At 60.2% G+C, this 25,864-nt stretch carries 23 protein-coding genes and 2 tRNA genes; 13 read left to right on the top strand and 12 right to left on the bottom strand.

Annotated elements, in window-relative coordinates; translation table 11 throughout:
- Positions 1 to 10 precede the first annotated feature (10 nt).
- Positions 11 to 1,276: a lipopolysaccharide biosynthesis protein gene (locus D0T11_RS23360; protein WP_119656284.1), complete on the top strand. Its 1,266-nt coding sequence runs from the start codon at positions 11 to 13 to the stop codon at positions 1,274 to 1,276.
- A gap of 21 nt (positions 1,277 to 1,297) precedes the next feature.
- Here D0T11_RS23360 and D0T11_RS13280 read toward each other — a convergent pair whose 3' ends face one another.
- Positions 1,298 to 2,110 carry a class I SAM-dependent methyltransferase gene (locus D0T11_RS13280; protein ID WP_119656283.1) on the bottom strand — a complete coding sequence of 271 codons (813 nt, stop codon included), beginning with the start codon at positions 2,108 to 2,110 and terminating at the stop codon, positions 1,298 to 1,300.
- Positions 2,111 to 2,295: 185 nt separating this feature from the next.
- Entirely contained in the window at positions 2,296 to 3,276 is a 981-nt protein-coding gene (locus D0T11_RS13275) for an AAA family ATPase (RefSeq protein ID WP_119656282.1), read from the bottom strand.
- 349 nt (positions 3,277 to 3,625) lie between these two features.
- Here D0T11_RS13275 and D0T11_RS13270 point away from each other — a divergent pair, with 349 nt between their 5' ends.
- The gene (locus D0T11_RS13270) at positions 3,626 to 5,311 is read left to right on the top strand and encodes an SBBP repeat-containing protein (RefSeq protein ID WP_119656281.1); all 1,686 of its coding nucleotides are present in this window, start codon (positions 3,626 to 3,628) and stop codon (positions 5,309 to 5,311) included.
- 74 nt (positions 5,312 to 5,385) lie between these two features.
- On the opposite strand, the gene D0T11_RS13265 is transcribed toward D0T11_RS13270, so the two are convergent.
- The 3 genes from D0T11_RS13265 to mutS form a co-directional block, all read right to left on the bottom strand.
- Positions 5,386 to 5,469 (bottom strand) — tRNA-Leu (locus tag D0T11_RS13265).
- A gap of 535 nt (positions 5,470 to 6,004) precedes the next feature.
- Positions 6,005 to 6,080 (bottom strand) — tRNA-Gly (locus D0T11_RS13260).
- Positions 6,081 to 6,319: 239 nt separating this feature from the next.
- On the bottom strand, positions 6,320 to 9,139 hold the full coding sequence (gene mutS / locus D0T11_RS13255) for a DNA mismatch repair protein MutS (RefSeq protein WP_119656280.1): 2,820 nt from the start codon (positions 9,137 to 9,139) through the stop codon (positions 6,320 to 6,322).
- A 187-nt stretch (positions 9,140 to 9,326) separates the two neighbouring features.
- On the opposite strand from mutS, the gene D0T11_RS13250 reads away from it, so the two are divergent.
- The 4 genes from D0T11_RS13250 (at position 9,327) to D0T11_RS13235 (ending at position 13,997) form a co-directional block, all read left to right on the top strand.
- Positions 9,327 to 9,869, top strand: a complete 543-nt coding sequence (locus D0T11_RS13250) for an RNA methyltransferase (RefSeq protein ID WP_119656279.1) — start codon at positions 9,327 to 9,329, stop codon at positions 9,867 to 9,869.
- A 155-nt stretch (positions 9,870 to 10,024) separates the two neighbouring features.
- Entirely contained in the window at positions 10,025 to 12,715 is a 2,691-nt protein-coding gene (locus D0T11_RS13245) for a T9SS-dependent M36 family metallopeptidase (protein WP_119656278.1), read from the top strand.
- 83 nt (positions 12,716 to 12,798) lie between these two features.
- Positions 12,799 to 13,224, top strand: a complete 426-nt coding sequence (locus tag D0T11_RS13240) for a hypothetical protein (protein WP_119656277.1) — start codon at positions 12,799 to 12,801, stop codon at positions 13,222 to 13,224.
- Positions 13,221 to 13,997 carry a J domain-containing protein gene (locus D0T11_RS13235; protein WP_119656276.1) on the top strand — a complete coding sequence of 259 codons (777 nt, stop codon included), beginning with the start codon at positions 13,221 to 13,223 and terminating at the stop codon, positions 13,995 to 13,997. Before D0T11_RS13240 ends, D0T11_RS13235 begins: the two co-directional genes overlap by 4 nt.
- A 95-nt stretch (positions 13,998 to 14,092) precedes the next feature.
- Here the strand turns inward: D0T11_RS13235 and D0T11_RS13230 are convergent, their stop codons facing one another.
- Both D0T11_RS13230 and D0T11_RS13225 read right to left on the bottom strand, forming a co-directional pair.
- Complete coding sequence (locus D0T11_RS13230; RefSeq protein ID WP_119656275.1) at positions 14,093 to 14,866, bottom strand: TerC family protein; 774 nt, start codon at positions 14,864 to 14,866, stop codon at positions 14,093 to 14,095.
- 152 nt (positions 14,867 to 15,018) lie between these two features.
- The gene (locus D0T11_RS13225) at positions 15,019 to 15,507 is read right to left on the bottom strand and encodes a YajQ family cyclic di-GMP-binding protein (RefSeq protein WP_119656274.1); all 489 of its coding nucleotides are present in this window, start codon (positions 15,505 to 15,507) and stop codon (positions 15,019 to 15,021) included.
- Between the two features lie 154 nt (positions 15,508 to 15,661).
- Between D0T11_RS13225 and D0T11_RS13220 the strand changes: the two genes are divergently transcribed.
- Both D0T11_RS13220 and D0T11_RS13215 read left to right on the top strand, forming a co-directional pair.
- The gene (locus tag D0T11_RS13220) at positions 15,662 to 16,111 is read left to right on the top strand and encodes a GNAT family N-acetyltransferase (RefSeq protein WP_119656273.1); all 450 of its coding nucleotides are present in this window, start codon (positions 15,662 to 15,664) and stop codon (positions 16,109 to 16,111) included.
- An 86-nt stretch (positions 16,112 to 16,197) separates the two neighbouring features.
- Positions 16,198 to 16,665 (top strand): PaaI family thioesterase, encoded by a 468-nt coding sequence (locus D0T11_RS13215; RefSeq protein ID WP_119656272.1) that lies wholly within the window; start codon positions 16,198 to 16,200, stop codon positions 16,663 to 16,665.
- A 174-nt stretch (positions 16,666 to 16,839) separates the two neighbouring features.
- Here the strand turns inward: D0T11_RS13215 and D0T11_RS13210 are convergent, their stop codons facing one another.
- From D0T11_RS13210 to D0T11_RS13200, 3 genes are all read right to left on the bottom strand, one after another.
- Entirely contained in the window at positions 16,840 to 17,865 is a 1,026-nt protein-coding gene (locus D0T11_RS13210; RefSeq protein WP_119656271.1) for an NYN domain-containing protein, read from the bottom strand.
- A gap of 652 nt (positions 17,866 to 18,517) precedes the next feature.
- Positions 18,518 to 19,258 carry a metal-dependent hydrolase gene (locus D0T11_RS13205; RefSeq protein WP_182888397.1) on the bottom strand — a complete coding sequence of 247 codons (741 nt, stop codon included), beginning with the start codon at positions 19,256 to 19,258 and terminating at the stop codon, positions 18,518 to 18,520.
- Between the two features lie 153 nt (positions 19,259 to 19,411).
- The gene (locus tag D0T11_RS13200; RefSeq protein ID WP_147374649.1) at positions 19,412 to 19,624 is read right to left on the bottom strand and encodes a hypothetical protein; all 213 of its coding nucleotides are present in this window, start codon (positions 19,622 to 19,624) and stop codon (positions 19,412 to 19,414) included.
- Between the two features lie 198 nt (positions 19,625 to 19,822).
- Between D0T11_RS13200 and mfd the strand changes: the two genes are divergently transcribed.
- The 4 genes from mfd (at position 19,823) to D0T11_RS22565 (ending at position 24,375) form a co-directional block, all read left to right on the top strand.
- Entirely contained in the window at positions 19,823 to 23,383 is a 3,561-nt protein-coding gene (gene mfd / locus D0T11_RS13195) for a transcription-repair coupling factor (protein ID WP_119656268.1), read from the top strand.
- Positions 23,384 to 23,525: 142 nt separating this feature from the next.
- Positions 23,526 to 23,918: a hypothetical protein gene (locus D0T11_RS13190; RefSeq protein ID WP_147374648.1), complete on the top strand. Its 393-nt coding sequence runs from the start codon at positions 23,526 to 23,528 to the stop codon at positions 23,916 to 23,918.
- Positions 23,918 to 24,154 carry a type II toxin-antitoxin system HicA family toxin gene (locus D0T11_RS13185; RefSeq protein ID WP_119656266.1) on the top strand — a complete coding sequence of 79 codons (237 nt, stop codon included), beginning with the start codon at positions 23,918 to 23,920 and terminating at the stop codon, positions 24,152 to 24,154. The genes D0T11_RS13190 and D0T11_RS13185 overlap by 1 nt, the downstream gene beginning before the upstream one ends.
- 83 nt (positions 24,155 to 24,237) lie before the next feature.
- The gene (locus tag D0T11_RS22565; protein WP_182888396.1) at positions 24,238 to 24,375 is read left to right on the top strand and encodes a hypothetical protein; all 138 of its coding nucleotides are present in this window, start codon (positions 24,238 to 24,240) and stop codon (positions 24,373 to 24,375) included.
- Positions 24,376 to 24,423: 48 nt separating this feature from the next.
- Here the strand turns inward: D0T11_RS22565 and D0T11_RS13180 are convergent, their stop codons facing one another.
- The gene (locus D0T11_RS13180) at positions 24,424 to 25,071 is read right to left on the bottom strand and encodes an HNH endonuclease (protein WP_119656265.1); all 648 of its coding nucleotides are present in this window, start codon (positions 25,069 to 25,071) and stop codon (positions 24,424 to 24,426) included.
- Between the two features lie 3 nt (positions 25,072 to 25,074).
- Positions 25,075 to 25,665 (bottom strand): AAA family ATPase, encoded by a 591-nt coding sequence (locus D0T11_RS13175; protein WP_245990856.1) that lies wholly within the window; start codon positions 25,663 to 25,665, stop codon positions 25,075 to 25,077.
- A 94-nt stretch (positions 25,666 to 25,759) separates the two neighbouring features.
- On the opposite strand from D0T11_RS13175, the gene D0T11_RS23605 reads away from it, so the two are divergent.
- On the top strand, positions 25,760 to 25,864 hold a 105-nt coding region (locus tag D0T11_RS23605; protein ID WP_449547769.1), incomplete at its 3' end, for a transposase-like zinc-binding domain-containing protein.

Raw genomic sequence — 25,864 nt, 5'->3', positions numbered from 1 at the left:
TTCGCCCCCTATGCTACGTCGCGTCGTTCAGAATTTTGCCACCCGCCTGGTCACGGCCCTGCTCAGCTTTGGCATAGTCTGGCTGACAGCCCGCTACCTGGGGGCGACGGGCCGGGGCGCGGTGAGCCTGTTCGTGACGGACTGCGCGGCTATTCTGCTGTTCATCGGGCTGCTGGGGGGCTCTTCGCTCATTTACCTGGCCCCGCGCCGCAACCTCTGGCACCTGCTGCTGCCGGCCTACGGCTGGGCGGCCCTGATGTGCGGGCTGGGCACGGCCGTGGTGGCACTACTCCGGCAGCCCGAGCCCACTTACCTGCTGCACCTGGGGCTACTGAGTTTGTTGCAGGCCTTCTTTTCCATCAATACTGCCCTGCTGCTGGGTCGCCGCCGCGAGGGCACCTATAATCTGCTCACGCTGGCCCAGATAGTGCTGCTGGCCGGGGCGCTGCTGGGCGCTTTCACGGCAGGAGCCTCTTGGCTCACCGTGGAAACCTACTATTACGCGGCCTACCTGGCGTTCGGGCTACCGCTGCTGCTGAGCCTGGTGCCCCTGCTGCGCCTGCCCGACCCCCGCCGACGCCTGGGCCGGCGCCTGCGGGCTACCACCCGGGAACTGGCCCGCCACAGCCGGGGGGCGCATTTTTCCAACATCCTGGCCTTCGCCAACTACCGCCTCGGCTACTACTTCGTGGCCTACTTCGTGGATACCCGGGCGGTGGGCATTCTGTCGGTGGGCGTGGCCCTGATGGAGGCCATCTGGCTGATTCCGCGCAGCGCCGCGCTGGTGCAGTACGTGGACTTAGTGAATGCCCGGCCGGGCGAGCCGCTGCCCGAATCGGCGCTGCGAGTGGGCCGGCTGGCCGTGCTGGCCACGGCGGCGGCCGTGCTGGTGCTGGTGGCCGTGCCCCCGGCCCTGCTCACGGCCATTTTCGGGCGCGAATTCGGTCCGGCCCAGGCCGTGATGCAGTTGCTGGCCCCCGGCGCGGTGGTGATGGCCGTGCAGATGCTGGTGAGCAGCTTTTTTGCCGGGCGGGCCGACTACCGCATCAACAATGCCGCCGCCGTGGTGGGCCTGGCAGTAACGCTGCTGGGCGGCGGGCTGCTGATTCCGCGCCTGGGTATCCGGGGCGCGGCCTTGTCAGCCACCCTCTCCTACTACGCGTCCACGGCGTTTCTGGTCTGGCATTTCCGCCGCGCCACCGGCCTCGGTCCCACCGCCTTCCTGCCCGGCCCCGCCGACCTCACCCACGCATGGCGGCTGGTGCGGCGGCGGTAGGGGCCAACAAACCCGCTGTTTTTAACCTACCCGCACCGTCACCTCGAAAACCGGGTGGGGGTCGGCCAGCGGGTCGGGAGCCTGGGTGGGCTGCGGCTGGGGCGAGTAGAGGGCGCAGAGCGTGTTGCCGACCTGCGTGAGCTGGCCGGTAGCCGTAGCGGGCAGGCCGTCGAGGATGCCCGCCAGCACTTCCCAGCGGGGCTGGCCGGGCTGGCGGCTGGCATCGTGCCACACCACTACCGTATCGGGGCCGACCAAATGCTCGAAAACCCGCCGGGTATCGGTGCGCACGGCCTCGTAGCGGTGGTCGCCGTCGATGAAGATCAGGTCGAAGTGGCCCAGCGCGGCCAGATCGAAGGTGGCCGAGTTGCCGTGCAGGTGGCGCACATTGGGCAGGGGCCGCGAGAAAAAGCCGTGCAGTTCGATATAACGTTCCGACAAACCCAACGCGCGTAGCTCATCAGCCGCAAGGTTCAGCGTCTGAACTTCGGCCGCCACGGCCGCCACATTGGCCGCGCTTTCGCCCCGCCACGTCCCGATTTCAAAATACCGACACCCCGGCCGCTGCCGGGCCAGCGTCCGCAGCAGGGCCAGGTCGGTGGGCAGCGAGCCCCCGTCGCGGAAGGCAAACGGGCGCACAATTTCGCCAGCGGTGGGCAGCAGCGTGTTCAACGCCACAACCGGCAGTCCGGCCGCCGTTGCGCCCCACCGGGCCGCATGGGTCAGCCCCCGCGCCTGCCAGCCCGATTCGTCGGCGGCCAGCACGTGGTTCAGCAGCCAAGGGTTGCGGACCAGACCCGCCAGCCCGCGCAGGGTTTTGGTCAGCTTTGACATGAATTATGAATTATGAATTATGAATTATGAATTATGAATTATGAATTAAAGGTATAATCGAGGCGACCTGCCAGGGTTGCGCTGGAGCAGCTTTTTATTCTGATTTTTCGTATTCATTCTATCATTTAGAAAGTTCTAATTCATAATTCATAATTCATAATTCATAATTCATAATTCATAATTCATTAACTGATCGGAACTTTGCGGAGGATGGCTTCGATCATGTCCTGGGTGCGGATGCCGTCAGCTTCGGCTTCGTAGTTGAGCAGGATACGGTGGTTGAGCACATCGGCGGCCACTTCCTTGATGTCTTCGGGCAGCACGTAGTCGCGCTCATCGAAGTAGGCCACGGCCTTGGCGGCGCGGTGCAGGGCAATGCTGGCCCGCGGGCTCACCCCAAATTGCAGGTACTGCTGAAACTCGGCCAGGTCGTACTCAGCGGGCTTGCGGGTGGCAAACACCAACTCGATGATGTACTTCTCCAGCGTTTCCGAAATCTGTACCTGGTTGATCTGGTGGCGGATTCCGAAGATATCCTCCCGGGTCAGGACTGGGTTTACCGCGCCCACGTAGCTCATGTTGGCCATACGGCGCATCACCTCCAGCTCATCGGCCTTCTTGAGGTAGTCCACGTGCACCTTCAGCATGAAGCGGTCGACCTGGGCCTCGGGCAGCGGATAAGTACCTTCCTGCTCCACGGGGTTTTGGGTGGCCAGCACCAGAAAGGGCAAGTCCAGCGGATACGTGGTTTCCCCGATGGTTACCTGCTTTTCCTGCATGGCTTCGAGCAGGGCGCTCTGCACCTTGGCCGGGGAACGATTCACCTCGTCGGCCAGCACTAAGTTGGCGAAAATCGGCCCCTTCTTTACCTCAAATTCCGAGCGACTCTGGTTGTAAATCATGGTGCCCACCAAATCGGAAGGCAGCAGGTCGGGGGTGAACTGCACCCGCTGGAAGTGCAGGTGCAGCACTTTGGCCAGCGTGCTAATTGTCAGGGTTTTGGCCAATCCCGGCACCCCTTCCAGCAGCACGTGTCCGCCGGTGAAGAGGCCGATGAGCAAGCGGTTCACCATGTACTGCTGGCCCACCACCACTTTCCCCACCTCGGCGAAGGCCTGCTTGATCTTCTGTTGATAATCGACGGGGGAAGGTGAGGCAGCAGACATTGAAACGGGAAAAAGCACGGGCAATGGCCTTAAAGGTAGAAAAACAGGGCCGTTTGCCCCTCATGGCTTGATAGCAACTTGCGGCGGTAAACATGCTTCCAGCTTTAGGAAGAATCCGGCAGTTATTTTATTGTAAATAATCCATTATTTTTTATAATTAAATTTCGCCAATAGTGTATCTTCGTAGTTCCGGAACTACTCTGGTGTTGTGCGGCAGGATACGTGAGAAGGGGTGCTGCGCGGCGGTTGCCCGAAAGAGAATTGCGGATTATCCGGCAGCCGGTACGGGGGATAGGTCTGGCAGAAAGCCCGTTACGGTCTCTTTTTTCTACCCTTTTCCGCTATCCGCATGAAACCATTCTTCCTCTGTCTGCTGCTGCTCAGCAGCGCCGGTGCCTTCGGGCAGGCCGGTTATTTCTGGGTCAACCAGCTTGCCAGCTCCGCTAACTCAGCCTCGGCCAACGCAGTAGCCACCGATGCGGCGGGCAACAGCTACGTTACCGGCTCGTTCAGTGGTACGGCGCAGTGGGGCAGCCTCAGCCTCACCAGTCGCGGCCGCACCGACCTCTACGTAGTTAAGTACAGCTCCGCCGGCAAAGCCCAGTGGGTAGCCCGGCTCGGCAACGACCTTTCCGCCCCCGATCCCTACTCGGCCAACTATGCCCGCTACACGGCCAACGGCACCGCCATTTCGCTCGACGGCCAGGGCAACGTGTACATCGCCGGGGGCTTCACCGGCAAGGTAAGCGGCGACTCGGGCGGTCAGCTCCGCAGTTTCAGCGAGGACAGCTTCACCACGGGTTTGATTGCCAAGCTCAACGGCCGCGGCATTTTCCAGTGGGCACAGCGGTTTGGGGGACAACAATATGCCTGCCACGCCTACGACATTGCGACGGACGCGGCAGGCAACAGCTACCTCACGGGGCAGTCGGACGACGGCCGGATGGAGTTTGGCGGCGCTGTGGTGGGCAACAACAGCCGGCGGGTGCTGTTCGTGGCCCGTTACACCACAACTGGGGCCGTCAGCTGGTCCCAGGTGTCGGGCAATGCCATCGGCTACGGGGCCAGCGGTTCCGCCGTGCTGCTCGATAAGCAGGGCAACTGCCTGGTCGGGGGCTTCTTCAACCACGATATGGTTCTGGCAGGCACTTCGCTCACTACCCCTTCGGCCGACTCCTACCTGGCCAGCTTTGAGCCTCGCACGGGTAAGCTGCGCTGGATTCAGCAGGGCGGCGGTACCGGCGACAAAACCATCAGCCGGCTGGCGCTGGACCGTCAGGGCAACATCTACGCGGCTGGTCACTACGGGGCCAATACAACGCTCAACGGCCAGGCCCTACCGGCTTTCGGCGGCAACACGGATATTTTTCTGGCCCGCTACTCGCCGGGTGGCACGTTGCAGTGGGTGCTCCCCCTGGGCACCAGCGCCGATGAATACCCCGTAGGCCTGGCCACGGAGGCGGATGGCACCAGCACCCTGCTCAGCACCTTCTACCCGCCCAGTGCCTCCTCCCAGCCCCAGCAAACCCTCCTTCAAACCTTTAGGCCCGATGGCAGCCTTTACCACACCGAAACGCTGGGCACCAGTGGTTCCTGCGTGGTGCGGCACGTAACGACCCTAAGTCAATCGGGCCGGCTCGTGCTGGCAGGAAACCTGAGCGGCGCAGCTCAGTTTGGGTCCGTTACCCTGCAAGTGCCCACCGGCACGGCCGGATTCGTCGCCAGCCGCCGCCTGCACGTGACACCAGCCAGCCCCAGCCATTACAATCAGCCCGCTCTGGACGTGTCGCCTAACCCGGCCCACGGCTACCTGATGGCTCGCCTGTCGTGGGCGAATCCAGCACTGGTTTTAGCAGGTCAGGCCACGTTGCTCACTTTCATGGGCAAGGTGGTTGCTACGCAGTCTTTAGTTACCAATGGTACTGCCCAGGTTCAGGCTTACTTCGATTGCACCAGCCTCCCCCCGGGCCTTTACGTGCTTCAACTGCGTACCACCGATGGGCTTACCCACTCCCAGGGAGTCGCCATTCAGTAACAGCCGTCAGCAACAGTTCCCAAAACACAACCGGGCTCCCGAACAATGTTCGGGAGCCCGGTTGTAAGCGTTTGTACCAGAGACGGGACTCGAACCCGTACGTCCGTAAAGACAAGGGATTTTAAGTCCCTCGTGGCTACCGATTACACCACTCTGGCAGAGCACTTTAGCTTGTTTTTACCCCGATAATTATTTATCTGGGCGTGACAGTTGGGACAAAGTAACTGCAAATTTTCCAGACGGTGGTCATTATTGATACCATTGCAGTGGTGAAGTTCGAGCGGTATAGGATCACCCTGCCATTCGTGAAGCCTACACCGCTCACAGTGATGCTTTTTCCACCCTTCTTTTAATAGTCTCCCACGAAGCCCATGCGTGAAGGCATAAGGAGAATTTTCCACCAGTATTTCTTCCAAGGAAGCTTTCAGGCCAAATGCCCGAAATCGTGCTCCCTGGTTCCAGGCGGCTTCCGTCCAGTGGCCCGTATCCAACCCCAGGCTAGCCACGCGGGCGTGCACGGTCTTGTAGTTGCCGCCGGCTGGCACCACAAGCCGATGCGGCTTAGCACTTGGCGCACCGACAGGCATTCGGCCACGGCTTGGCGGAATTCATCGTCGGTACATTGGCATTTACGGGTGTTGGCCATGCCGGCAAGAAACGAAAAAACCTGCCGGTTGGGGCAGGTTTCTTACTTGGAGCGGGAGACGAGGTTCGAACTCGCGACCTCGACCTTGGCAAGGTCGCGCTCTACCAGCTGAGCTACTCTCGCTTGAGATTCAAACGCCCTGGAGCGTTTTGGTGTGACAAAGGTAGTACAGGAATCGATGAAGTCAAGACTACGTTCTAAAAAAAGCACCCTAAAACCCTCCTTAGCGGGCTTGGCGCCTGATTTTCAGGCAGAAAAACTTCCTTCCCGAAGCCCGCCGCTTCGCTAAAGTGCTGCACCCTTGCCGGCTGCCCGGCCGCAGCGAACCCGATTCTACGGGCTTCGCCACGGCCGGGCAGCCGTTACTTCGCGCCGCCAACTGCCAGCTTCAGCTCATTCAGCTTCAGCAGGGCCTCAATGGGCGTGAGCGTGTTCACGTCGAGTTTTTCCAGCAGCTCGCGCAGGCGTTCTAGGGCGGGGTCGGCGGGCTCAAACATGCTCAGCTGCAAACTGGGGCGCGGGGCCGAATGCACGGCAGCGGCTGGCTGGGCCTTCGGGCCGGAACGGGCCGGCGCGGCCGCAGCCGTCGGGGCCGGGGTTTCAGCACGGCCGTTCAGGGGTACCACTTTGCCGCCGGTGGCGTCGGCGGCAGTATCATCCAGCCTCATCAGCAGGTCGTCGAACTCAGTGGACTGATCGGGCTCAACGCCGGTAGACGCCCGCTCCTGCTCCAGGTGGTGCATGATTTCGTTGGCCCGCAGCACTACCGCCGTGGGCATACCGGCCATGCGGGCCACGTGGATGCCGAAGCTGTGCTCGGAGCCACCTTCGCGCAACTTGCGCAGGAACAGGATGCGGTTGTCGGCTTCCTTCACGGCTACGTGGTAGTTGCGCACGCGGGGGCAGTCGTCGGCGAGCTGGTTGAGCTCGTGGTAGTGGGTAGCGAACAGGGTTTTGGCCCGCGCCCGGGGCGAGTTATGCAGGTGCTCCACAATGGCCCAGGCAATGCTGATACCGTCGTAGGTACTCGTGCCGCGCCCGATTTCGTCCATCAGCACCAGGCTACGGTCTGATAGGTTATTCAGAATAGACGCCGTTTCGGTCATCTCCACCATAAAGGTGCTCTCGCCCTTGCTCAGGTTGTCGGAAGCGCCTACGCGGGTAAAAATTTTGTCGATAACGCCGATGTGGGCCGCGTCGGCGGGCACGAAGGAGCCGATCTGGGCCAGCAGCACAATCAGGGCCGTTTGGCGCAGAAGGGCCGATTTGCCGGCCATGTTGGGACCGGTAATAACTACAATCTGCTGGTCGTCCTGGTCGAGGCGCAGGTTGTTGGGGATGTACTGCTCGCCGGGGGGCAGCTGGCGCTCAATGACGGGGTGGCGGCCGGCGGTGATGTCGAGCGTGGTGCTGTCGTCGACTACCGGCTTCACGTAACGGTGCTGGCGGGCGGTGGCGGCGAACGAGGCCAGGCAGTCGGCCACGCCGATGGCGCGGGCGTTTTGCTGCACCTGGGGCACATATTCGGCGGCCGTGAGTACCAGCTCATTATAGATGCGCTGCTCGATGATGAACAGGCGCTCTTCGGCGGTCAGAATTTTCTCCTCGTACACCTTCAGCTCCTCGGTGATGTAGCGCTCGGCATTCACCAGCGTCTGCTTGCGAATCCAGGTGGCCGGCACCTTGTCTTTGTGGGAGTTCGTGACTTCGAGGTAGTAGCCGAACACCTTATTGTAGGCTACTTTGAGGGAGGAAATGCCGGTTTCCTGAATGGCTTTCTGCTGGAGCTCGAACAGGTATTGCTTGCCCGAGCCGGCCATGCGGCGCAGCTCGTCCAGCTCGGCGTCAATGTTATCGAGCAGCACGCCGCCCTGGTTGGTGAGGATGGGCGCGTCTTCCCGGATTTTGGTCTGGATTTCCGCCCGCAGCGTGGCGCAGGGGTTGAGCTGGTCGGCCAACTTTTGCAGGGCCTTCACGCCCGAGGCGGCCAGTTCGTCGCGGATGGGGCCGATGGCTTCCAGCGCGCGGGCCAGTTGCAGCAGCTCGCGGGGGTTGATGCGGCGCACGGCCACCTTGGAAATCAGCCGCTCCAAATCGTTGATCTGGCGCAGGTGGGTCAGCAGGTTTTCGAGCAGCTCGGGCGTTTGCAGCAGGGCATCCACGGTATCGAGGCGGCGCTGAATCTGGGCGGGCTCCTTGAGGGGCAGCACCACCCATTTGCGCAGCAAGCGCGCACCCATCGGCGTCACGGTCTGGTCGAGGATGTCGATGAGCGGCACGCCACCGGGGTGCTGGGCCTGCACCAGCTCCAGGTTGCGCACCGTGAACCGGTCGAGCCAAACGTACTTATCCTCCTCCAGCCGCCCGATGCTGCCAATGTGGCCCACGTTGGTGTGCTTGGTTTCGGCCAGATAATGCAGCACGCAGCCGGCGGCCGTAATGCCCTCGTGCAGCCCATCAATGCCAAAGCCCTTGAGCGAGGTGGTGTTGAAGTGGCGGGTGAGCAATTCGTGGCCGTAGTCGTGGCCGAACACCCATTCTTCGAGCGCAAAATGGCAGTAGTCGGGTCCGAAATGCTCCTCGAACTCGCGGCGGCTTTTCTTACAGAACAGCACCTCGGCCGGCTGAAAGTTCTGGAGCAGCTTGCCCAGGTACTCGATGGTGCCCTGGGCCACCAGAAACTCGCCGGTACTGATATCGAGAAAGCTGATGCCGGCCTCCTGCTTGCCGAAATGCACGGCGCAGAGGTAGTTGTTGCTGCGGCGCTCCAGCACGTTGTCGTGCAAACTCACGCCCGGCGTAACCAGCTCGGTTACGCCGCGCTTGACGAGGCCCTTGGCCTGCTTGGGGTCTTCGAGCTGGTCGCAGATGGCCACGCGCTGCCCGGCGCGCACCAGCTTGGGCAGGTAGGTATCGAGCGAGTGGTGGGGGAAGCCGGCCAGTGGGGTTTCCGAAGCCGTGCCCGCTCCGCGCTTCGTCAGCGTGATATCGAGGATGCGCGAGGCTGTTACGGCGTCCTCGCCGAATGTTTCGTAGAAGTCGCCCACCCGAAACAGCAGCACGGCCCCGGGGTAGGTTTGCTTGAGCTGCTGGTACTGCTTCATCAGCGGCGTATCGGCCACGGCGGGCGGCCCCAGCGTGCCGTGGGTGCGCACGGGCTTCTTTTCTTTCTTGACTTTCAAAATCAGTTGCTCTTGTATAGTTGCCGATGTAGGGGCGGGGCTTGTCCCCGCCCGCCGTTCGCGCCGTTTCAACGATTCCGTTCGACCCTGCACGCGGCCCGACCGGCGGGCGGGGGCMAGCCCCGCCCCTACGCCGCTTCATCCGCCAAACACCCCGCGGCCCGGCGGGCGTTCCTACCTTTGCCGGATGCGCAAACTCTCGATGGATGAACTGAACCGGCTGACGGTGGCCGACTTCAAAAATACGCGAAAATTCCCCCTCACCCTCGTGCTCGACAACGTGCGCAGCCTGCACAACGTGGGGGCAGCCTTCCGCACGGCCGACGCCTTCGCGGTCGAGAAAATCTGGCTCTGCGGCATCACCGGCCGGCCGCCCCACCGCGACATCACCAAAACGGCCCTCGGCTCCACCGATTCCGTGGCCTGGGAGTACGCCCCAACTACGCTCGAAGCCCTGCACCAGCTGAAAGCGGCCGGTTACCAGTTGATAGCCGTGGAGCAAACTACCGGTAGCGTGTCGTTGGCCGATTTTGTAGTCGAGCCCGGGCAGCCCTACGCCCTTGTTATGGGCAACGAGGTGTTCGGGGTGGAAGATGACGTGCTGGCCCTCTGCGACGCAGCGGTGGAAATTCCGCAGTTCGGCACCAAGCACAGCCTGAATGTGAGCGTGGCGGCGGGGGTGGTGCTTTGGGATTTTATTGGCCAGATCGGGGACGCTAAAAACGGGTAAAATCGCTACTCAGTTGAAAAACTGGTAAAAACCCGGCATTTAGCTGGCAAGAGTAGCAAAAAGTCCGGCGTTTGTTATGTAGATTTGAAACTGAATTCTACCCTCGCAGGTTGATTTCGCAATCCATTCGCCTACCACATCTACCTCACTTTTTGATGAAATTAACCTCTACTCCTTCTGCGGCGCGCGCGTTGGCTCTGGCAGCCTTGCTGGCCATCCCGGGCCTGGCGGCCGCCCAAAGCGCGCCGGCCACCCAGGCGCTGAGCGCCCTCAAAAGCCGGCAGGCCAGCCTGGGCCTCGCGGCCGAAGACCTGGCCGATGCGGCCGTCACCAGCCAGTACACCGACAGCCACAACGGCATTACCCACGTGTATCTGCGCCAGCGGGTGCGGGGCATTGAGGTGTACGGGGCCGTGGCCGACGTGCATTTCGGCCAGGGCGGCAAAGTAGCCAGCCTGCACAGCAGCTTCCGCTCCAACGTAACGGCCCAGGCGCGGCCGGCAGCCCCCGGCCTCTCGCCGGAGCAGGCCGTAGCCGCCGCTGCCCGCGCCCTGAACATGCCGGCTCCCCGCAGCCTGGCAATTCGCAAAGCCGGCTCCGGTGCCGAAGGCATGGAGTTCAACGATGGAGGCATTTCGCTGGAGAACATTCCGGTGAAGCTCATGTACCTGCCCATGCCCGACGGTTCGCTGCGCCTGGTGTGGGACGTAACCCTGGCCCCGACCAACGCCGAGCACTACTGGAACGCCCGCGTAGATGCTTCGACCGGGGCACTGCTTGATAAGAGCGACTACACGGTTTCCGACAACTTCAGCCTGCTGAACCTGACCCGGCCCGTTACCCAGGCATCGGTAGCGGCGGCTACTCCGGCTCCGGCCCCAACCACCACGGCCAACCGCACGGCAGTACCCAACAGCTACAATGTGTGGCCTATCACCATTGAAAGCCCTTCGCACGGTGCCCGTAAGCTGGTGTCTAATCCTGCCGACGCGTTTGCTTCGCCCTTCGGCTGGCATGACACCGATGGTAAGGCCGGGGCCGAGTACACCATCACGCGCGGCAACAACGTGCATGCCTACGACGACCGCAACGACGTGAACACGTATACGGCGGGCGTTAACGTAAGCCCCGATGGCGGAGCCAACCTCGAGTTTGACTTCCCCTTCGACGCCTCCAAGCCGGCTCCGGCCCTGGCCAACCTCAACACGGCCGTGGTGAACCTGTTCTACTGGAACAACATCATGCACGACATCATGCTCCGCAAGGGCTTCGATGAGGTGAGCGGCAACTTCCAGACCACCAACTACACCGGTCAGGGCCGAGGCGGCGACTACGTGCAGGCCGAAGCCCAGGACAAATCGGGGCTAGCCGCGCCAACCTACAACAACGCCAACTTCTCTACTCCCGGCGACGGTACCCGCCCCCGGATGCAGATGTACCTGTGGGACCAGTCGCTGGCCGATGCCATCATCACGGAACCCGCCAGCCTGGCTGGTTCTATCGATGCCACGGAAGGCGCCTTCACCGTACCGGTAAAGAAAGCAGGTCCGATTAGCGGTAGCCTGGTACTGGCCTCCGATGGCACGACCACTGCGACGGCTACCTTGGGCTGCACACCCTACGCCAATGCCGCTGCGGTTAAGGGCAACATTGCCGTAGTTGACCGCGGCAGCTGCACCTTCCTCGTTAAAGTGCAGCAGGCTCAGGCCGCCGGCGCTAAAATGGTGATTATCGTCAATAACAACCCCGATCAGGCTCCCTTCGGCTTCGTGGGTGACACGACCGGCATCCGGATTCCGGGTGTAATGATCGGCACCAACGACGGTGCCCGCATCAAGCAGGCCCTGGCAGCAGGTACTCCCGTCAAGATGACCTTCTCGGGTAACACCGTTGTTTCTTACCGCGACGGTGACTTCGACAACGGTATTATTGCCCACGAGTACGGTCATGGTATTTCTACCCGCCTCACCGGCGGCCCGGCTACTTCCTGCCTCAACAGCCAGGAGCAGATGGGAGAAGGCTGGAGCGACTTCTTCGCCCTCTGGATGACCACCAAGCCCGGTGACATCGGCGCAACCGGCCGCGGCATCGGTACCTATGCCTCCTTCCAGAACACGGACGGCATCGGCATCCGCCCCACCCGCTATAGCACCGATTTCAAGATCAATCCGACCACTTACGCGGTAATCGGCACCGGCAACTACGCCGTTAATGGCACCACGGTACCCGTTCACGCGGTTGGTTACGTATGGTGCACTGCCCTCTGGGATATGAACTGGGCGCTGATTGAGGCCGAAGGCTACAATGCCGACCTGCGCGGCAGCACCGGCGGCAACAATGTGGCCCTGCAACTCGTGCTCGATGGCTGCAAGCTTCAGCCCTGCGCCCCCGGCTTCATCGATGGCCGCAACGCCATCCTCAAGGCCGACTCCATCAACTACAAAGGAGCCCACGCCGGCATTATCTGGCGCGCGTTTGCCCGCCGTGGCATGGGCTTCAGCGCCAGCCAGGGCAGCAGCGGCAGCCTCACCGACCAGAAGGTAGCCTTCGACGTACCCGCCATCCTGAGCAGCGCCAAGCAGCTCAACGAGAAAATGATGGAAGTGTACCCGAACCCGGCCACCAACCAGATTACGGTTCGTACCCAGGTAAGCAGCGCCGCCCCGGTACGGGTAGAACTGGTATCCTTGCTGGGCCAGCGGGTAAGCGTGCAGATCATTGCCGCCGCCCGTTTGCAGCAGGAAGGCCTCACCATCAACACCTCGGCCCTGGCCGGGGGCGTGTACGTGGTACGCCTGACGACCTCGGAAGGCTCCATCACCAAGAAGGTAGTGGTGCAGCACTAAGTTGCCCCAACCGCCACACGGCACCCGTTTGAAACCCGCCCGGCACTGCGCCGGGCGGGTTTTTGTTTACGTACTTTGGCTTTATGGCTGACTTCCCCCGCCCCGACGACTCCCTGCATGCCCTGCGCCCGACAATTGCTTCCGCAGCCCTGCTGCCCGCCGAAGCCCCCGCAACGGTAGCCGATTTTCTACACGCCGTATTGCGCCCGATCCTGAAGCTCCAGAACCCGATGCTGCTGGCCGTAGTGGCCGATTTTGTGCATGACCACCACGTGCCTCTGGTCCGGGTCGCGCCCCTCGACCAGCAACGGCTGCTGGGTGAGCTGCTGGCCCGCAACACCAAGCTGCGTTACACGGTGGTCGGGTTGGTGACGGGCCTGTTCACCACGGCGGAATTTACCTTCTACCGCCAGCACCGTTCCGAGCTGAACCGCCGCCTGCTGGAGCTATCCACCCGCCGCGTGCAGGATCAGGCCGCCGCCGTAGCGGAACTGAGTAGCCAGCCGTGAGCACCCACTACGCCACGCTGGGCCTGCCTGCCAACGCGCCACCCGCCGCCATCCGGCAGGCTTACCGGCGGCTGGTGCTGCTCACCCACCCCGACCGCACGCCCGATCCGGCCGCGCACCAGCGCTTTCTGGCCGTGAACGACGCCTACGATGTGCTGCGCGACCCCGCCCGCCGCGCCGCCTACGACGCCACCCTGCGGCGGGCGGCGGCTCCGGCTTTCCGGCCGCCGTCGCCCGGTTCGGCCCCACGCAATTCGCCGCCGCGTCATGCCCGGCCTGGCCCTCAGGCTCAACCCCGTCGCCAATCGAAGACGGTCAGCTTCGATCTGCGCCCTTACGCGCGGCCGATCCGGTGGCTGGGGCGGCTTCTGCTGGCTTTCGGGTTGCTGCTCCTGCTGGACTATGGCTGCCTGGATTACACTGCTCCGGCCCGTTGCCTGGCCCTCAAGGTCGCGTCGCCGGACTCCATGACGACCCTTGTGACCACCCGGGGGCGCGCAGACGTTTACGGTCCCTTGCCGGCCGATATACTGGCGGTGCCGCTGCAAGTGCGGAGTTCCCTGATTTTTCGGTTTGTGCGGGAAGTTTTGCTACCCGATGGCCGGGCGTTGCCAGTGCAGCGCCGGGGTACCAGCTTGCCCGGCTTCGTCTGCTTTATGCTCCCGCTGGCGTTGCTCAGCCAATGGTCGTGGTTGAGCCTGGCCATGCGCCTGAACGCACTGATGCTGGCCGGCATCACCACAGTGCTTATTTTACTGCTGCTGCTACGGTAGTCAGGAAGCGCCCCTTTCAGGCACCAAAAAGGCCCGCAGCAGTTGCCACGGGCCTTTTTGGTGCCTGAAAGGGGCGCCTCTCAGCGAGCCAACCGTTAGTCGTACTGGGAGTCGCGCAGCTGCACGGGCTCGGTTTTCTTGCGCAGACGCATGTTGAGCATTTCCACGACCAGCGAGAAGAACATGGCGAAGTACACGTAGCCTTTCTCGATTTCCTGGTGGAAGGCCTCCATCACCAGCATCACGCCAATCATAATCAGGAAGGAGAGGGCCAGCATTTTGATGGTGGGGTTGCGGTTGACGAAATCGGCCACCACGCCCGAGAAGACAATCATCACGGCCATCGACAGAATGACGGCCAGAATCATAATCAGCACGTTGTCCACGAGGCCCACGGCCGTCAGGATGGAGTCGAAGCTGAAGACGATATCGATGAGGATGATCTGAAAGATGACGCTGCCCATCGACACGCTGCCCTTGCCGGCGGCCATTTCCTCCTCTTCCGCGCCTTGGAGCTTGGTGTGGATTTCGGTGGTGCTTTTACCAATCAGGAACAGGCCCCCGGCCAATAGGATCAGGTCGCGGCCCGATACGCCGAAGGACCCGGTTATCCAGGGCAGGTCGAGCGTGAACAGGGCCGCCTTCAGGCCCACAATCCAACTGATGCTCAGCAGCAGCCCGATGCGGAAAAGCAGCGCCAGCAGCAGCCCGATGGTACGCCCGCGCTGCTGCGAGGCCCGCGGCAGCCGGTTGACGATAATCGAGATGAAAATGATGTTGTCGATGCCCAGCACGATTTCCATGAACGTGAGCGTGAGCAGACTCACCCAGGTATGGGCCTGGGAGAAAACCGAAAAATCGAAATGCATCGTAACTGACTGTGGAAAATGGGAGGAAATGCGGAGAAGGTGCGGAATCTGGCAAGCAACACTGCCCTGGGCTTCAATAAACGGTTGGCCAGTGGAGCATCGCGGCCCGCCACGTTTTCCGGCTACCCCCACTCCGCACACGGACAAGTCCCTTACTTCATGTTCACGAATTGGAGGGGCTGGCCGACATCAGTGCGGCGCAGCACGGCAATGGCGGCCTGCAACTCATCGATTTTCTTGGCCGAAACCCGCACCTGATCGTCCTGCATCTGGGCTTCCACTTTCACCTTGGCATCCTTGATGGCCTTAATGATTTTGCGGCCCGCGTCCTTATCGATGCCGGCGCGCACTTTCACCACTTTCTTCATCATAGTGCCGCTGGCCTGGGCCTGGGCCGTGAAATCGAGGGCCGTGCCATCGATGCCCTGTTTAACGAGGCGGGTGAGCACAATGTCTTCGAGGGCCCGCACGCGCATGTCGTTTTCCGAGGTGAGGGTGATGAGGTTGGCTTTCTTGTCGAGGTCGATGCCGCCCTTGGTGTCGCGCAGGTCGTAGCGGGTCTGGAGCTCTTTTTTGGCCGTGTTCACCGCGTTTTCGAGCGTTTGCGGGTCCACTTTGCTCACAATATCGAAAGAAGGCATAGGAAGGAGAGGTAAAAGAAAGAAGAGAAAACACTGCTTTAACGCAGAACAGCCCGCCAAAGATAAGGCCCCGCCGAAATGCCGCCGCGCCAGCTCGCTACAAGCGGACAATAGTGCGTTATTTAGCGCCCATCTGAGCCCGTTGCCCCTGCCCATGTCCGCCAGTTTACCCATCAGCTGCCCCCAAACGCCCGCCGAGTGGGCCGCCTACTACCGCCTGCGCTACGCGGTACTGCGCCAGCCCTGGCAGCAGCCCCCGGGCTCGGAGCGCGCCCCCGACGACGACGCACCCACTACCACCCACGCCCTGCTGTTGGCTCCCGGGGGCTACGCGGCCGGGGTGGGCCGCCTGCACCCCTGCGGGCCGGGCCAGGGGCAGGTCCGGTTTATGGCCGTGCAGCCGGCCTGCCAGGGCCGTGGGGTGGGCCGGCGGGTGCTGCACCACCTGGAGCAGGCCGCCAGCCAGCAGGGGCTCACTGAAATCGTACTGCACGCCCGGGCGCAGGCCGTGCCGTTCTATCAGCGGCTGGGCTACGCGGTAGTGGCCCCCTCACACACCCTGTTCGGCTGCCTGCCGCATTTTTTAATGCGCCGGTTGATTTGAGCCAGTAGCCAGCGGCCGGCTGAAGCCGTATGGCGATGCAGGGAAAAGGAGGTACCTTCTGCCCCTCCTTTTTCTGATTTCCGCCCATGGAACCGTTGCCCGATATTGCTTCCCTCATTGCCATCTACAACCAAATCAATGCCTACGGCCGCGCCAACGGCATGGAGCTGCTCGTGACCGCGCCCGGCGACGTGCGCTACACCATGAGCATCCGCGAAGAGCATCTGTCTTCTCCCGGTACCTGCCACGGCGGCGTGGTGGCCGGCCTGATGGACGCGGCCCTGGGCGCGGCCGCCCTTTCGCTGGCCTTTACGGCGGGCGAGCTGGTTTCAACCGTCGAGTTCAAAATCAACTACCTCCATCCCGTCCGGCTGCACGACCATCTGGTGGCCCACGGCACGGTGGAGCACAGCGGCAAAACCCTCGTCGTGAGCAGTGCCCTCATCACCTGCCCCACCCGCGACAACCTGGTGGTAGCCCGGGGCCTGGGAACCTTCAACCGCTACCCCGCCACCAAGCGCGACTTCCACGACCTGTTGTTCCCGCCTGCGTGAGTGGTTGGTTATTGGTTGTCAGGGAATGACGTTCCTTTTCCCTGACAACTACCGCCCGACAACTCATCAACCACCGCACATAAGCAAGCCGCCGGACTACCCGTAGCTTCTCTACGGGTAATCCGGCGGCTGAAAAATCAGGCTGCTTTTGAGGCGCGGCCTTCCAGGAGCGGCTTACAGGCGCTCGGGGGAGTTGGCCGACTCGTGCTCCTGCTCGTCGCCGTAGTCATCTTCGCCCTCTTCATCACTTTCTTCGCCCTCTTCCATTTCGGGGGCTTCCACTTTGCGCACGTTGCGGGCGCAGTCTTCGTCGCGGTGGTTGCGGCCGACGGTGAATTCCACCCAGTCGCCTTCCTGCAACTCGTTGAAGTCGCCCTCCGCCATGTCGGCATAGCTGAAGAACAGATTGTTGGGCGGCATCACGACGAAGCCGAAGCCATTTTTCAGGTTTTTGATGGTGCTGATGCCCACCGTGCCAACCGGGCCGGCAGCCGTAGGGCCGGTGGGCCGTACGGGCTTGGTGCTGGGGTAAGCAGCCGGCTCGGGCGTGTTCACGAACAGGGCATCCACCAGCTCATCGCCGTCGACCAGGCCCTGATCGATAATTTCGTGCATCTGCACCGGGTATGTAGCCTGGTCGAGCAACTGCTGCGAGGCGCGGGTAACGCGGTTTTCACCCTTGAAATCGGTGTATTTGAAGTCCCAGTTGAGCAGCATCACGCGGGTACCCACGGTGTTGAGCTTCTTGATCAGGGGCGCGTAATCGGAGTCGCCGGCGATAAGCACGACTACGTCCAGGCTCTTGTGAATAGCCAGTTCGAGGGCCTCCAACGACAACCACACGTCGATGCCTTTCTCCTGCAAGCGGCCGTCGCGCGTTTTCAGGGGCATGTAGTGGGTGCTAATACCCATGTTCATGAGGATATCGTCAAGCAGACGGTCGTGGAACAGACGGTCTTTGTCGCGGGCTTCGGTAGCGGAGAGGCGGCCGCGGAAGAAGTGGGAGTTGATAATCTGGCTGAGCCGGACATCGACATCCTCTTCCTCGGCTACCTGGTGCCGAATAAATTCGTGCAGCCCTTCCAGGCTGATGCGAGCTTTACGGTCGTGCTGAAAGTAGTAGTAATCACTAATTTTCAGGAAATAATTACCGTCGTAGAAAACGCCGATCCGGATCAGCGGGCTATTCATCTGGTTCATACGAAATTGATTTGAGCGCAAAAAAAGGTGTGTGTGATTAAGTAAGAGCGGGTAATCGGGGCAGAAAAGCTGATGACGGGCACCAGCCAGGGCAAAGATACGAGTTGTCGGAGTTTTGGTATTGCAATAATCCACAGTCTCTGGCGGGGAGCAGCCCAACGGGTCAGGCAGCTCAGCCCACTGAAAACACTCGGAGTCCGTGGCAAGCAGTTCGGGCTGGTTGGCCCGGCTGGACGTGCGGCCCGGGAACGGGCGGGCCGCTCACCCCCAGCGCTCTATCCGCATAGCGAGCGGAACAGGGGGTGTCGGATGTCTCACAATATTAAATCATAGCTATCTAGTAAACCAAATATAAGAAATACAATTACCATTAGATTCGTCTAACCTGGTTTACCCACCCGATTGCTTCCCGGGGCATCTGGCCGAGGGGGAGTTCGTTTTTAAATCCAAGTTTCCGCCAAGGCAGCCAAAGCAGGAGTTGAAGGTAAGTGTCCGCCAGGTTTCCGGACGGGAAACTCGGCCGATAGTCCTTTTCCGCAGCCCAATTCGGGTTAAATGCAGACCAAAGAGACACCATATCGTCCGGCAGATTGCTTCCATTCCCCGGAATTGGCTTTTTTTTTACCAACCACCGCCCGGTAGCAGTCCTCCTTTAGAACTCCAGCCGGCTGAGCACCAGCGCCAGTACCAGCAGCCCGTAGCCGGTGCAGATAGCCACTTCGAGCAGGTTGCCGCTGCGCGAACCAGTCCGAATAAGCGGAATTTTAAAGCTGATATCAACCAGCGGCATCAGCCACTTCACGCCGGCCTTGGTGAGCGAGTCGGCCAGCAGGTGCGACACGTAGCCGCCTCCCGCAAACAGGGCCACCCCGTGCCAGCCCAGGCTCTGGTTGGCCAGATGGCCGATGTAGGTCCAGGCGGCGGCGGCCCAGAGCGTGTGGGTGTAGGTGCGGTGGCTGCTGAACGGGGCCAGGCACACGAAGCTACCCAGCATGCTCAGCCACACAAACCCGGTATAAAGGCCCGCTACCACCGTGCACAGGCCCGTAAAGAGCAGCGCCAGCCGCCGGGTGGCCTCGCCTTGCATGGCCCCCCCGATCAGCCCAAAGGCCAAAGCCACCGTAAAGGCCAGCCGCCGGTCGGCGCCCGGCAGCAGCTGCCAGTAGGCGTAGGCGGCCATGCCGGCCGCCACCGCCACGAAGGCCCAGCGCACGTAGTGCTGGGCAAAACCCAGGCGCTTGCTGAGCCGGGAGCTGGGGTGGTCAAGGTCGGGGGCCAGGGCCGAGAAGCCCGCCAGAGCAATGCCGGCCGGCGAAAACGGCACGCCCGGCACGAGGCCGGCCACGGCCACGCCGGTAATCAGGCCGATGGCCAGGTGAGAAGAACCGCGCAAAAGGATACTGAGTTGCTAGTTGTTGGTTGTCAGTTGTTGGTAAAATTACTGTCATCCTGAGCGGAGCGAAGAACCTTGTACCATCTGAACTACTGGTGGTACAAGGTCCTTCGCTCCGCTCAGGATGACAAACATTTCCCCCATTACCGCCTTCTACCAGCCGCCGCTGCTGCCTTTGAGGCCGCCGCGCAGGCCCTGCACTTCGTTTTCGAGGTGGGCCAGGCCCTGGCGGAAGGCCACTTCGGCGGCGGCCCGCTCCGGCTCGGGCAGGGGGCCATCCTGGCGCACGTGCTCACTGAGCTGGCGCAGCTGCCGCACAATGTCGTCCCACTCGTCGCCGCCGGGGGCGGGCTGCTTGTCTGCCATAGCCATGCGTCCGGGTTCGGACTCTGTGCCGCGTGAAGCCGGAAGATACGGCGGGAGCGGCAGAAAGTGGCGGAAACTTTCGGGGGCCGGCCGGGGTATTGAGGTGCGCGCCGCCCGCGCCGTCTGCTTGCCCTGCCCGACCGGATTCGCCCCCGGCCGGGCTTCTACCTTTGCCTTCTCTCCTAGCCGCTTCGCGTTTTGCAGGTTTCCGACTTCCTCAAGCTCTACTTCCTCGACCCCACCGTGCTGACCGTGGGCGCCCGCCTCAACCCGGCCACCCGCCACTCACTGCGGCCCGCCGGCCCGCCCGTGGGCGCCGTTGAGCCGGCCGTACGCCTGCACCTGCGCGGACTGGTGGGCTCCCAGGATGCCGTGCTGGCCGCCGCCCTTCACCACGAGCACCCCGACCAGCACCACCTGTTCGTGCTCCATGACCGCGACGAGGCCGCCTACTTCCTGGCCGACCTCCAGCACCTGCTGCCCGACGAAGACCCGCTCCTGTTCCCGAGCTCCTACAAGCGCCCTTATTCCTTCGATGAGACGGAAAACGCCAACGTGCTTATGCGGGCCGAGGTGCTGAACCGATTGAATACGCATCGGGGCACGAGTGCCTCATCTCCCCAGCCCCCTTCTCCTTCAGAGAAGGGGGAGCCTGCCGTAAAAAATACAGGAGAGTCGTCAGGCTCCCCCTCTCTGAAGGAGAGGGGGCCGGGGGATGAGGCCACGGAGGTGGGCACCCTCATCGTCACCTACCCCGAGGCGCTGTTCGAGAAGGTCATCAACAAGAAAAGCCTGGTGGCCAACACCTTTGTCATTAAGGTGGGCGACAAGCTGGATGTGAACTTCATTAGCGAGATGCTGGCTGAGTACGACTTCGAGCGGAGCGACTTCGTGTACGAGGCGGGCCAGTTTGCCGTGCGCGGGGGCATCGTGGACATTTTCAGCTACGCCAACGAGCTGCCCTACCGCATCGAGCTGTTCGGGGATGAAGTGGAAACCATCCGCACCTTCGACCCCGAAAGCCAGCTTTCCGTGGACAAGAAGGCCCAGGTGAGCATCATCCCGAACGTGCAGACCAAGCTGCTCCAGGAAACCCGCGAAGCCTTCCTCGACTTCATTCCGAAGAATACGGTGGTCTGGGCCAAGGACCTGCGCCAGGCCCTGGACGTGGTGACCGAGTCGTTTGAGCGGGCCGAGGCGGGGTTTCAGGAGCTGCTGGCCGTGGCCGGCGGCACCCAGGTGGTGAGCAAGCCCGAGGGCCTCTTTGAAACCGGCAAGAGCTTCAAGAAGCTGCTGGAGCCGTTTCCCATTGTGGAGTTCGGCAAGCGGTTTTACTTCAAAACCGGCGAGGATTTCACCTTCACGGCCAAGCCCCAGCCCAGCTTCAACAAAGACTTTGCGCGGCTGGTGAAGAACCTGCACGACAACCAGCTCAAGGGCTACACCAACATTATTGCCGCCGAACAGGTGCGCCAGGCCGACCGGCTGCGCACCATTTTCGATGAGCTCGACAACAACGTGCAGTTCCAGCACCTGCTGATGGGGTTGCGGGAGGGCTACATTGACGAAACCCTGAAACTGGTGGTGTACACCGACCACCAGCTGTTCGAGCGGTTCTACCGGGCTCAGGAAACCCGCAAATTCTCCAAGAAAAAGGCCCTTACCCTCAAGGAGCTGCGCACGCTGGTACCCGGCGACTACGTGGTGCACCAGGACTACGGCATTGCCCGCTTCGCCGGCCTCACCCAGGTCGAAATCAACGACCGGCTCCAGGAAGCCATCCGGCTGATTTACCGCGACGACGACGTGCTCACCGTCAGCATTCATGCCCTGCACAAGATTGCCAAGTACAGCGGGGCCGAGGGGTCGCCGCCGAGCATGAGCAAGCTGGGCTCGCCGGAGTGGGAGAACAAGAAGAAGTCGGTGAAGAAGAAGGTAAAGGACATTGCCGCCGAGCTCATCCGGCTGTATGCCAAGCGTAAAACCGCGCCCGGCCACGCCTTCGCCCACGACTCATTCATGCAGGCCGAGCTGGAATCGAGCTTTATTTACGAGGACACCCCCGACCAGGCCAAAGCCACCGAAGACGTGAAGCGCGACATGGAGGTACCCCACCCCATGGACCGCCTCGTGTGCGGCGATGTGGGTTTCGGTAAGACCGAAGTGGCCATCCGGGCCGCCTTTAAGGCCGTGGCCGATGGCAAACAGGTGGCCATGCTGGTGCCCACCACCATTCTGGCCATGCAGCACTACAAAACGTTCCGCGAGCGGCTCGGCAACCTACCCGTGACGGTGGAATACGTGAACCGCTTCAAAACCAGCAAGCAGATCAAGGAGACGCTGGGCCGGGTGGCGGAGGGCAAAACCGACATCCTCATCGGCACCCACCGCCTCACCAACAAGGACGTCAAGTTCAAGGACCTGGGCCTGCTCGTGATTGATGAGGAGCAGAAGTTCGGGGTGAAAACCAAGGACAAGCTCAAGGAAATCAAGGTGAACGTGGACACGCTCACGCTGTCGGCCACGCCCATTCCGCGCACCCTGCACTTCTCGCTCATGGGCGCCCGCGACCTGAGCGTGATTGCCACGCCCCCGCCCAACCGCCAGCCCGTGCAAACGGAGCTGCACGTGTACGACGAGCTACTTATTCGGGACGCTATTTCGCGCGAAATCAAGCGGGGTGGACAGGTGTTTTTCGTGCATAACCGCATCAAGGATATCGAGGAGCAGGCCAGCATGATCCTGCGCCTCGTGCCCGATGCCCGCGTGTCGTACGTGCACGGGCAGCTGGACGGCAACGTGCTGGAAAAGCGCATGATGAAGTTCGTGGACGGCGACTACGACGTGCTGGTGAGCACCACGCTCATCGAGAGCGGCCTCGACATTGCCAACGCCAACACCATCATCATCAACCGCGCCCACATGCACGGCCTGAGCGACTTGCACCAGATGCGGGGCCGCGTGGGCCGCTCCAACAAAAAGGCCTACTGCTACCTGCTCACGCCCCCGGTGGCCGGCCTGCCGAGCGACGCTCGCAAGCGCCTGAGCACCCTGGAGGAATTCTCCGACCTGGGCGCGGGCTTCAACGTGGCCATGCGCGACCTCGACATCCGGGGGGCGGGCAACCTGCTGGGCGGCGAGCAGTCGGGCTTCATCAACGATTTGGGCTTTGAGACCTACCACCAGATTCTGGACGAGGCCGTGCAGGAGCTCAAGGAAACCGAGTTCCGCGACCTGTTTCTCGGCGACCCCACCCAGCGCCTCCAGCAGGCCGCCGGGGCGGCCGGACCCAAGGAGTGCAACATCGAAACCGACCTCCAGGTGCTCATCCCCGACCGCTACGTGAGCAGCGTTTCGGAGCGCCTGCAACTCTACAGCAAGCTCGACCGGGCCAAAAACCCCGAGGACCTGCGCAAGCTGCTCACCGGCATCGTGGACCGCTTCGGGCCGCTGCCCGAGGAAGTGGAGCAGCTCGCCGACATCGTGCGCCTGCGCTGGCAGGGCCGCCACGCGGGCTTCGAGCGCCTCACCTACAAAAAGAACGTGCTCAAGGGCTTTGTGCCGGCCACCAACAACGAGGCCTACTTCCAGGGCCCCACCTTCGGCAACATCCTCAGCTACGTGCAGACTCACCCGAACTCGGCCAGCATGAAGGAGCGCAAAGAACAGCTCATCATCTCCTTCGAGGACGTGAAAAGCGTGCAAGCCGCCAAACGGATCCTGAGCGAACTGGGGAGTGAGGAAGCGGTGGGGATGTAGGGAGCGAATACGCCATTACCAGAATGTCAGGCTTCGGCTGCGCTCAATATGACGTTCTGATGGCGTGGGAATCAAACGCTGCTTCCAGCTTGTTACTCCGTAGAGTATGTTCTAACTTGCTCTACCTACATTCAATAAGACCGTGGCAAAACTGAAATATCGGGGTACGCGGCAAGGCCCAAACGGTAAAGTAATGGAAGTAGGCTTGTCCCTACTAGCCTACCGCGACGAAGACCTACACGTCATTTTTTCGCCCGCGCTGGACATGTTTGGCTATGGTCATACCGACAAAGAAGCCCGGACGTCATTCGATGAAACGCTAGAAGAATTCCTGCGCTACACGGGCAACAAGGGCTCCTTGCAAAATGAGTTAGCGCGCTTGGGCTGGAAAACGGCTGGCCGAGCCAGCAACCGCACCTATAAAGCACCTGAATTCAGTCGGCTGCTTCGCCAGAACGACCAGCTTCAGGATATCGTCAACCACAAGGAATTCCGGAAGTACGACCGGAAGGTAGAGCTTCCCGCCTTGGCCTAATGACCATCAAGACGCTCCGCAATGTGACCATCCGGGAGTATCGCACGTTTCTGGAGCGGGTGGGTTGCCAGTGTACGCGCACGAAAGGCGGCCACGAACACTGGACTCGCAAGGATTTGAGCCGCCCCATCACGTTTCAAACCCATATCGAACCAGTGCCGGAGTTCATCCTCAAAAACGGCCTGCGGATTCTGGGAATGAGCAAAGAAGAATTCTGGACCGTGCTCGAGCAGTAGCTCACCTTCAAGAAAAACCTACTCAAGGGCTTCGTGCCGGCCCCTACTTCCAGGGCCCCACCTTCGGCAACATCCTCAGCTACGTGCAGACTCACCCCAACTCGGCCACCCTCAAGGAGCGCAAGAAGCAGCTCATCCTCAGCCTCGAAAACGTGACCAGCGTGGCCGTCGCCAAGCGCCTGCTCAGCGAGCTAGGCAGCGAGAAGCCGGTGGGAGTATGACAACTTATAGTTTAAAAAAAGATGCAACCATATAGACTGTACGCCTTTTTAAATCTGTAAGAGTGAGAGCAATTGCTTAGTACACATTGAATATGGCTTATTTGGCTGTACTTCTTTAATAATTTCATCTTTTAATATATTTTTTAATAAGTCGTTTTTTTGTCTTACATAAAGCTCTATAAGACGTCTTATTTCATTTATTCTTTCTAATCTCTTTTCAATCAAATCCACTCTATTCAATTGTATAGTTTGTTCAGTTATAAATCCTCTATCATTTCCAGGCATAGGATATATCCATGGCCCTAATGAAAACAATGACAATTCGGGATCTTCGCTATATGGATTTATGAATGGCAAATTATCATCATAATTATCACTCTTATTAATATTACATTTTGGACATGCCAAACCAAGGTTATTCCATTCAAAGGTTAGGTCTGGGTATTTATCTTTCGCTTTAGGCTTTATATGTTCAATGTGTTCATATGCAACATGTGACACATTGCTTTCGCAGTACATGCATTTTCCTCTCGACTCCTCTTTTAAGATACTCTTAACTTCTGTCTGATTATAGTTTGATGATAAGCTACTAGGCACAACTTCCCCTCGGGCAATATGACCCATAAGTAAAGTAGTCCAATGGTTTTTATTATTAGCCAATACTATAGGCTCTGGCTTTTTATCAATTTTTACCATTACCTAAGACTTATTGTTCATGTCAATAACTTTATACATTGCCATGGGCATGAACTCTTCTAAACCTACTTCTTTTAACTCTCTCCTCATATTTATAAATGAATTTTCATCTATATCACTCTGTATATATTTATCTACGATATCATTTAACTCTTTTTCAACCCAGATGGGCATAGTAAAGGGAACACCTAAGACTTCATCTAATATCTCATTGGCTGTTCTTGCTTTTTCAAGTAGATCTAGTTTTTGACTAAAAATTCTCTTACTATCATTATATCTTAATGCATATACATTAGAATCTTTAACAGAGCCTATTATAAGCGGACTATGAGTTGAGACTATGAACTGAACATTGGGGAAAGCAATTATTAAGTCAGGCAATAGTGATCTTTGCATGGTAGCATGCAAATGATTTTCTATTTCGTCAATTACAACAGTAATATAATCGTCATTAAGTTGGGCCACATTGTATATCTGCCAGCTTAAATCTATGATTGCACTTATACCACCAGATGCACCGTCTAATATAAAATTACCTGTATCAGTTACTAACAATATTTCATAATTGACGATAGAAAATTCAATAAATCCCAAACTTTTTGGTAAAACTTTTTTTAAAACATCTTGGAATCCCAAGTAATATCTTTTTGGCGGTGGTATAATGCGGGGTGAGTAGTATCTTACTCCCATGCTTCAGACCACGTTGACGTGTGGCAAGTGCAGCAGTGCTGACTTGCGCAAGAACGGCAGCCGCCACGGCCAGCCCAAATACCAGTGCAAAGCCTGCCGCCAC

Source organism: Hymenobacter rubripertinctus, from assembly GCF_003583925.1.
Classification (GTDB): domain Bacteria; phylum Bacteroidota; class Bacteroidia; order Cytophagales; family Hymenobacteraceae; genus Hymenobacter; species Hymenobacter rubripertinctus.
Note: the sequence above shows the minus strand (reverse complement) of the source record. Positions and strands in the feature narration are given on the sequence as shown.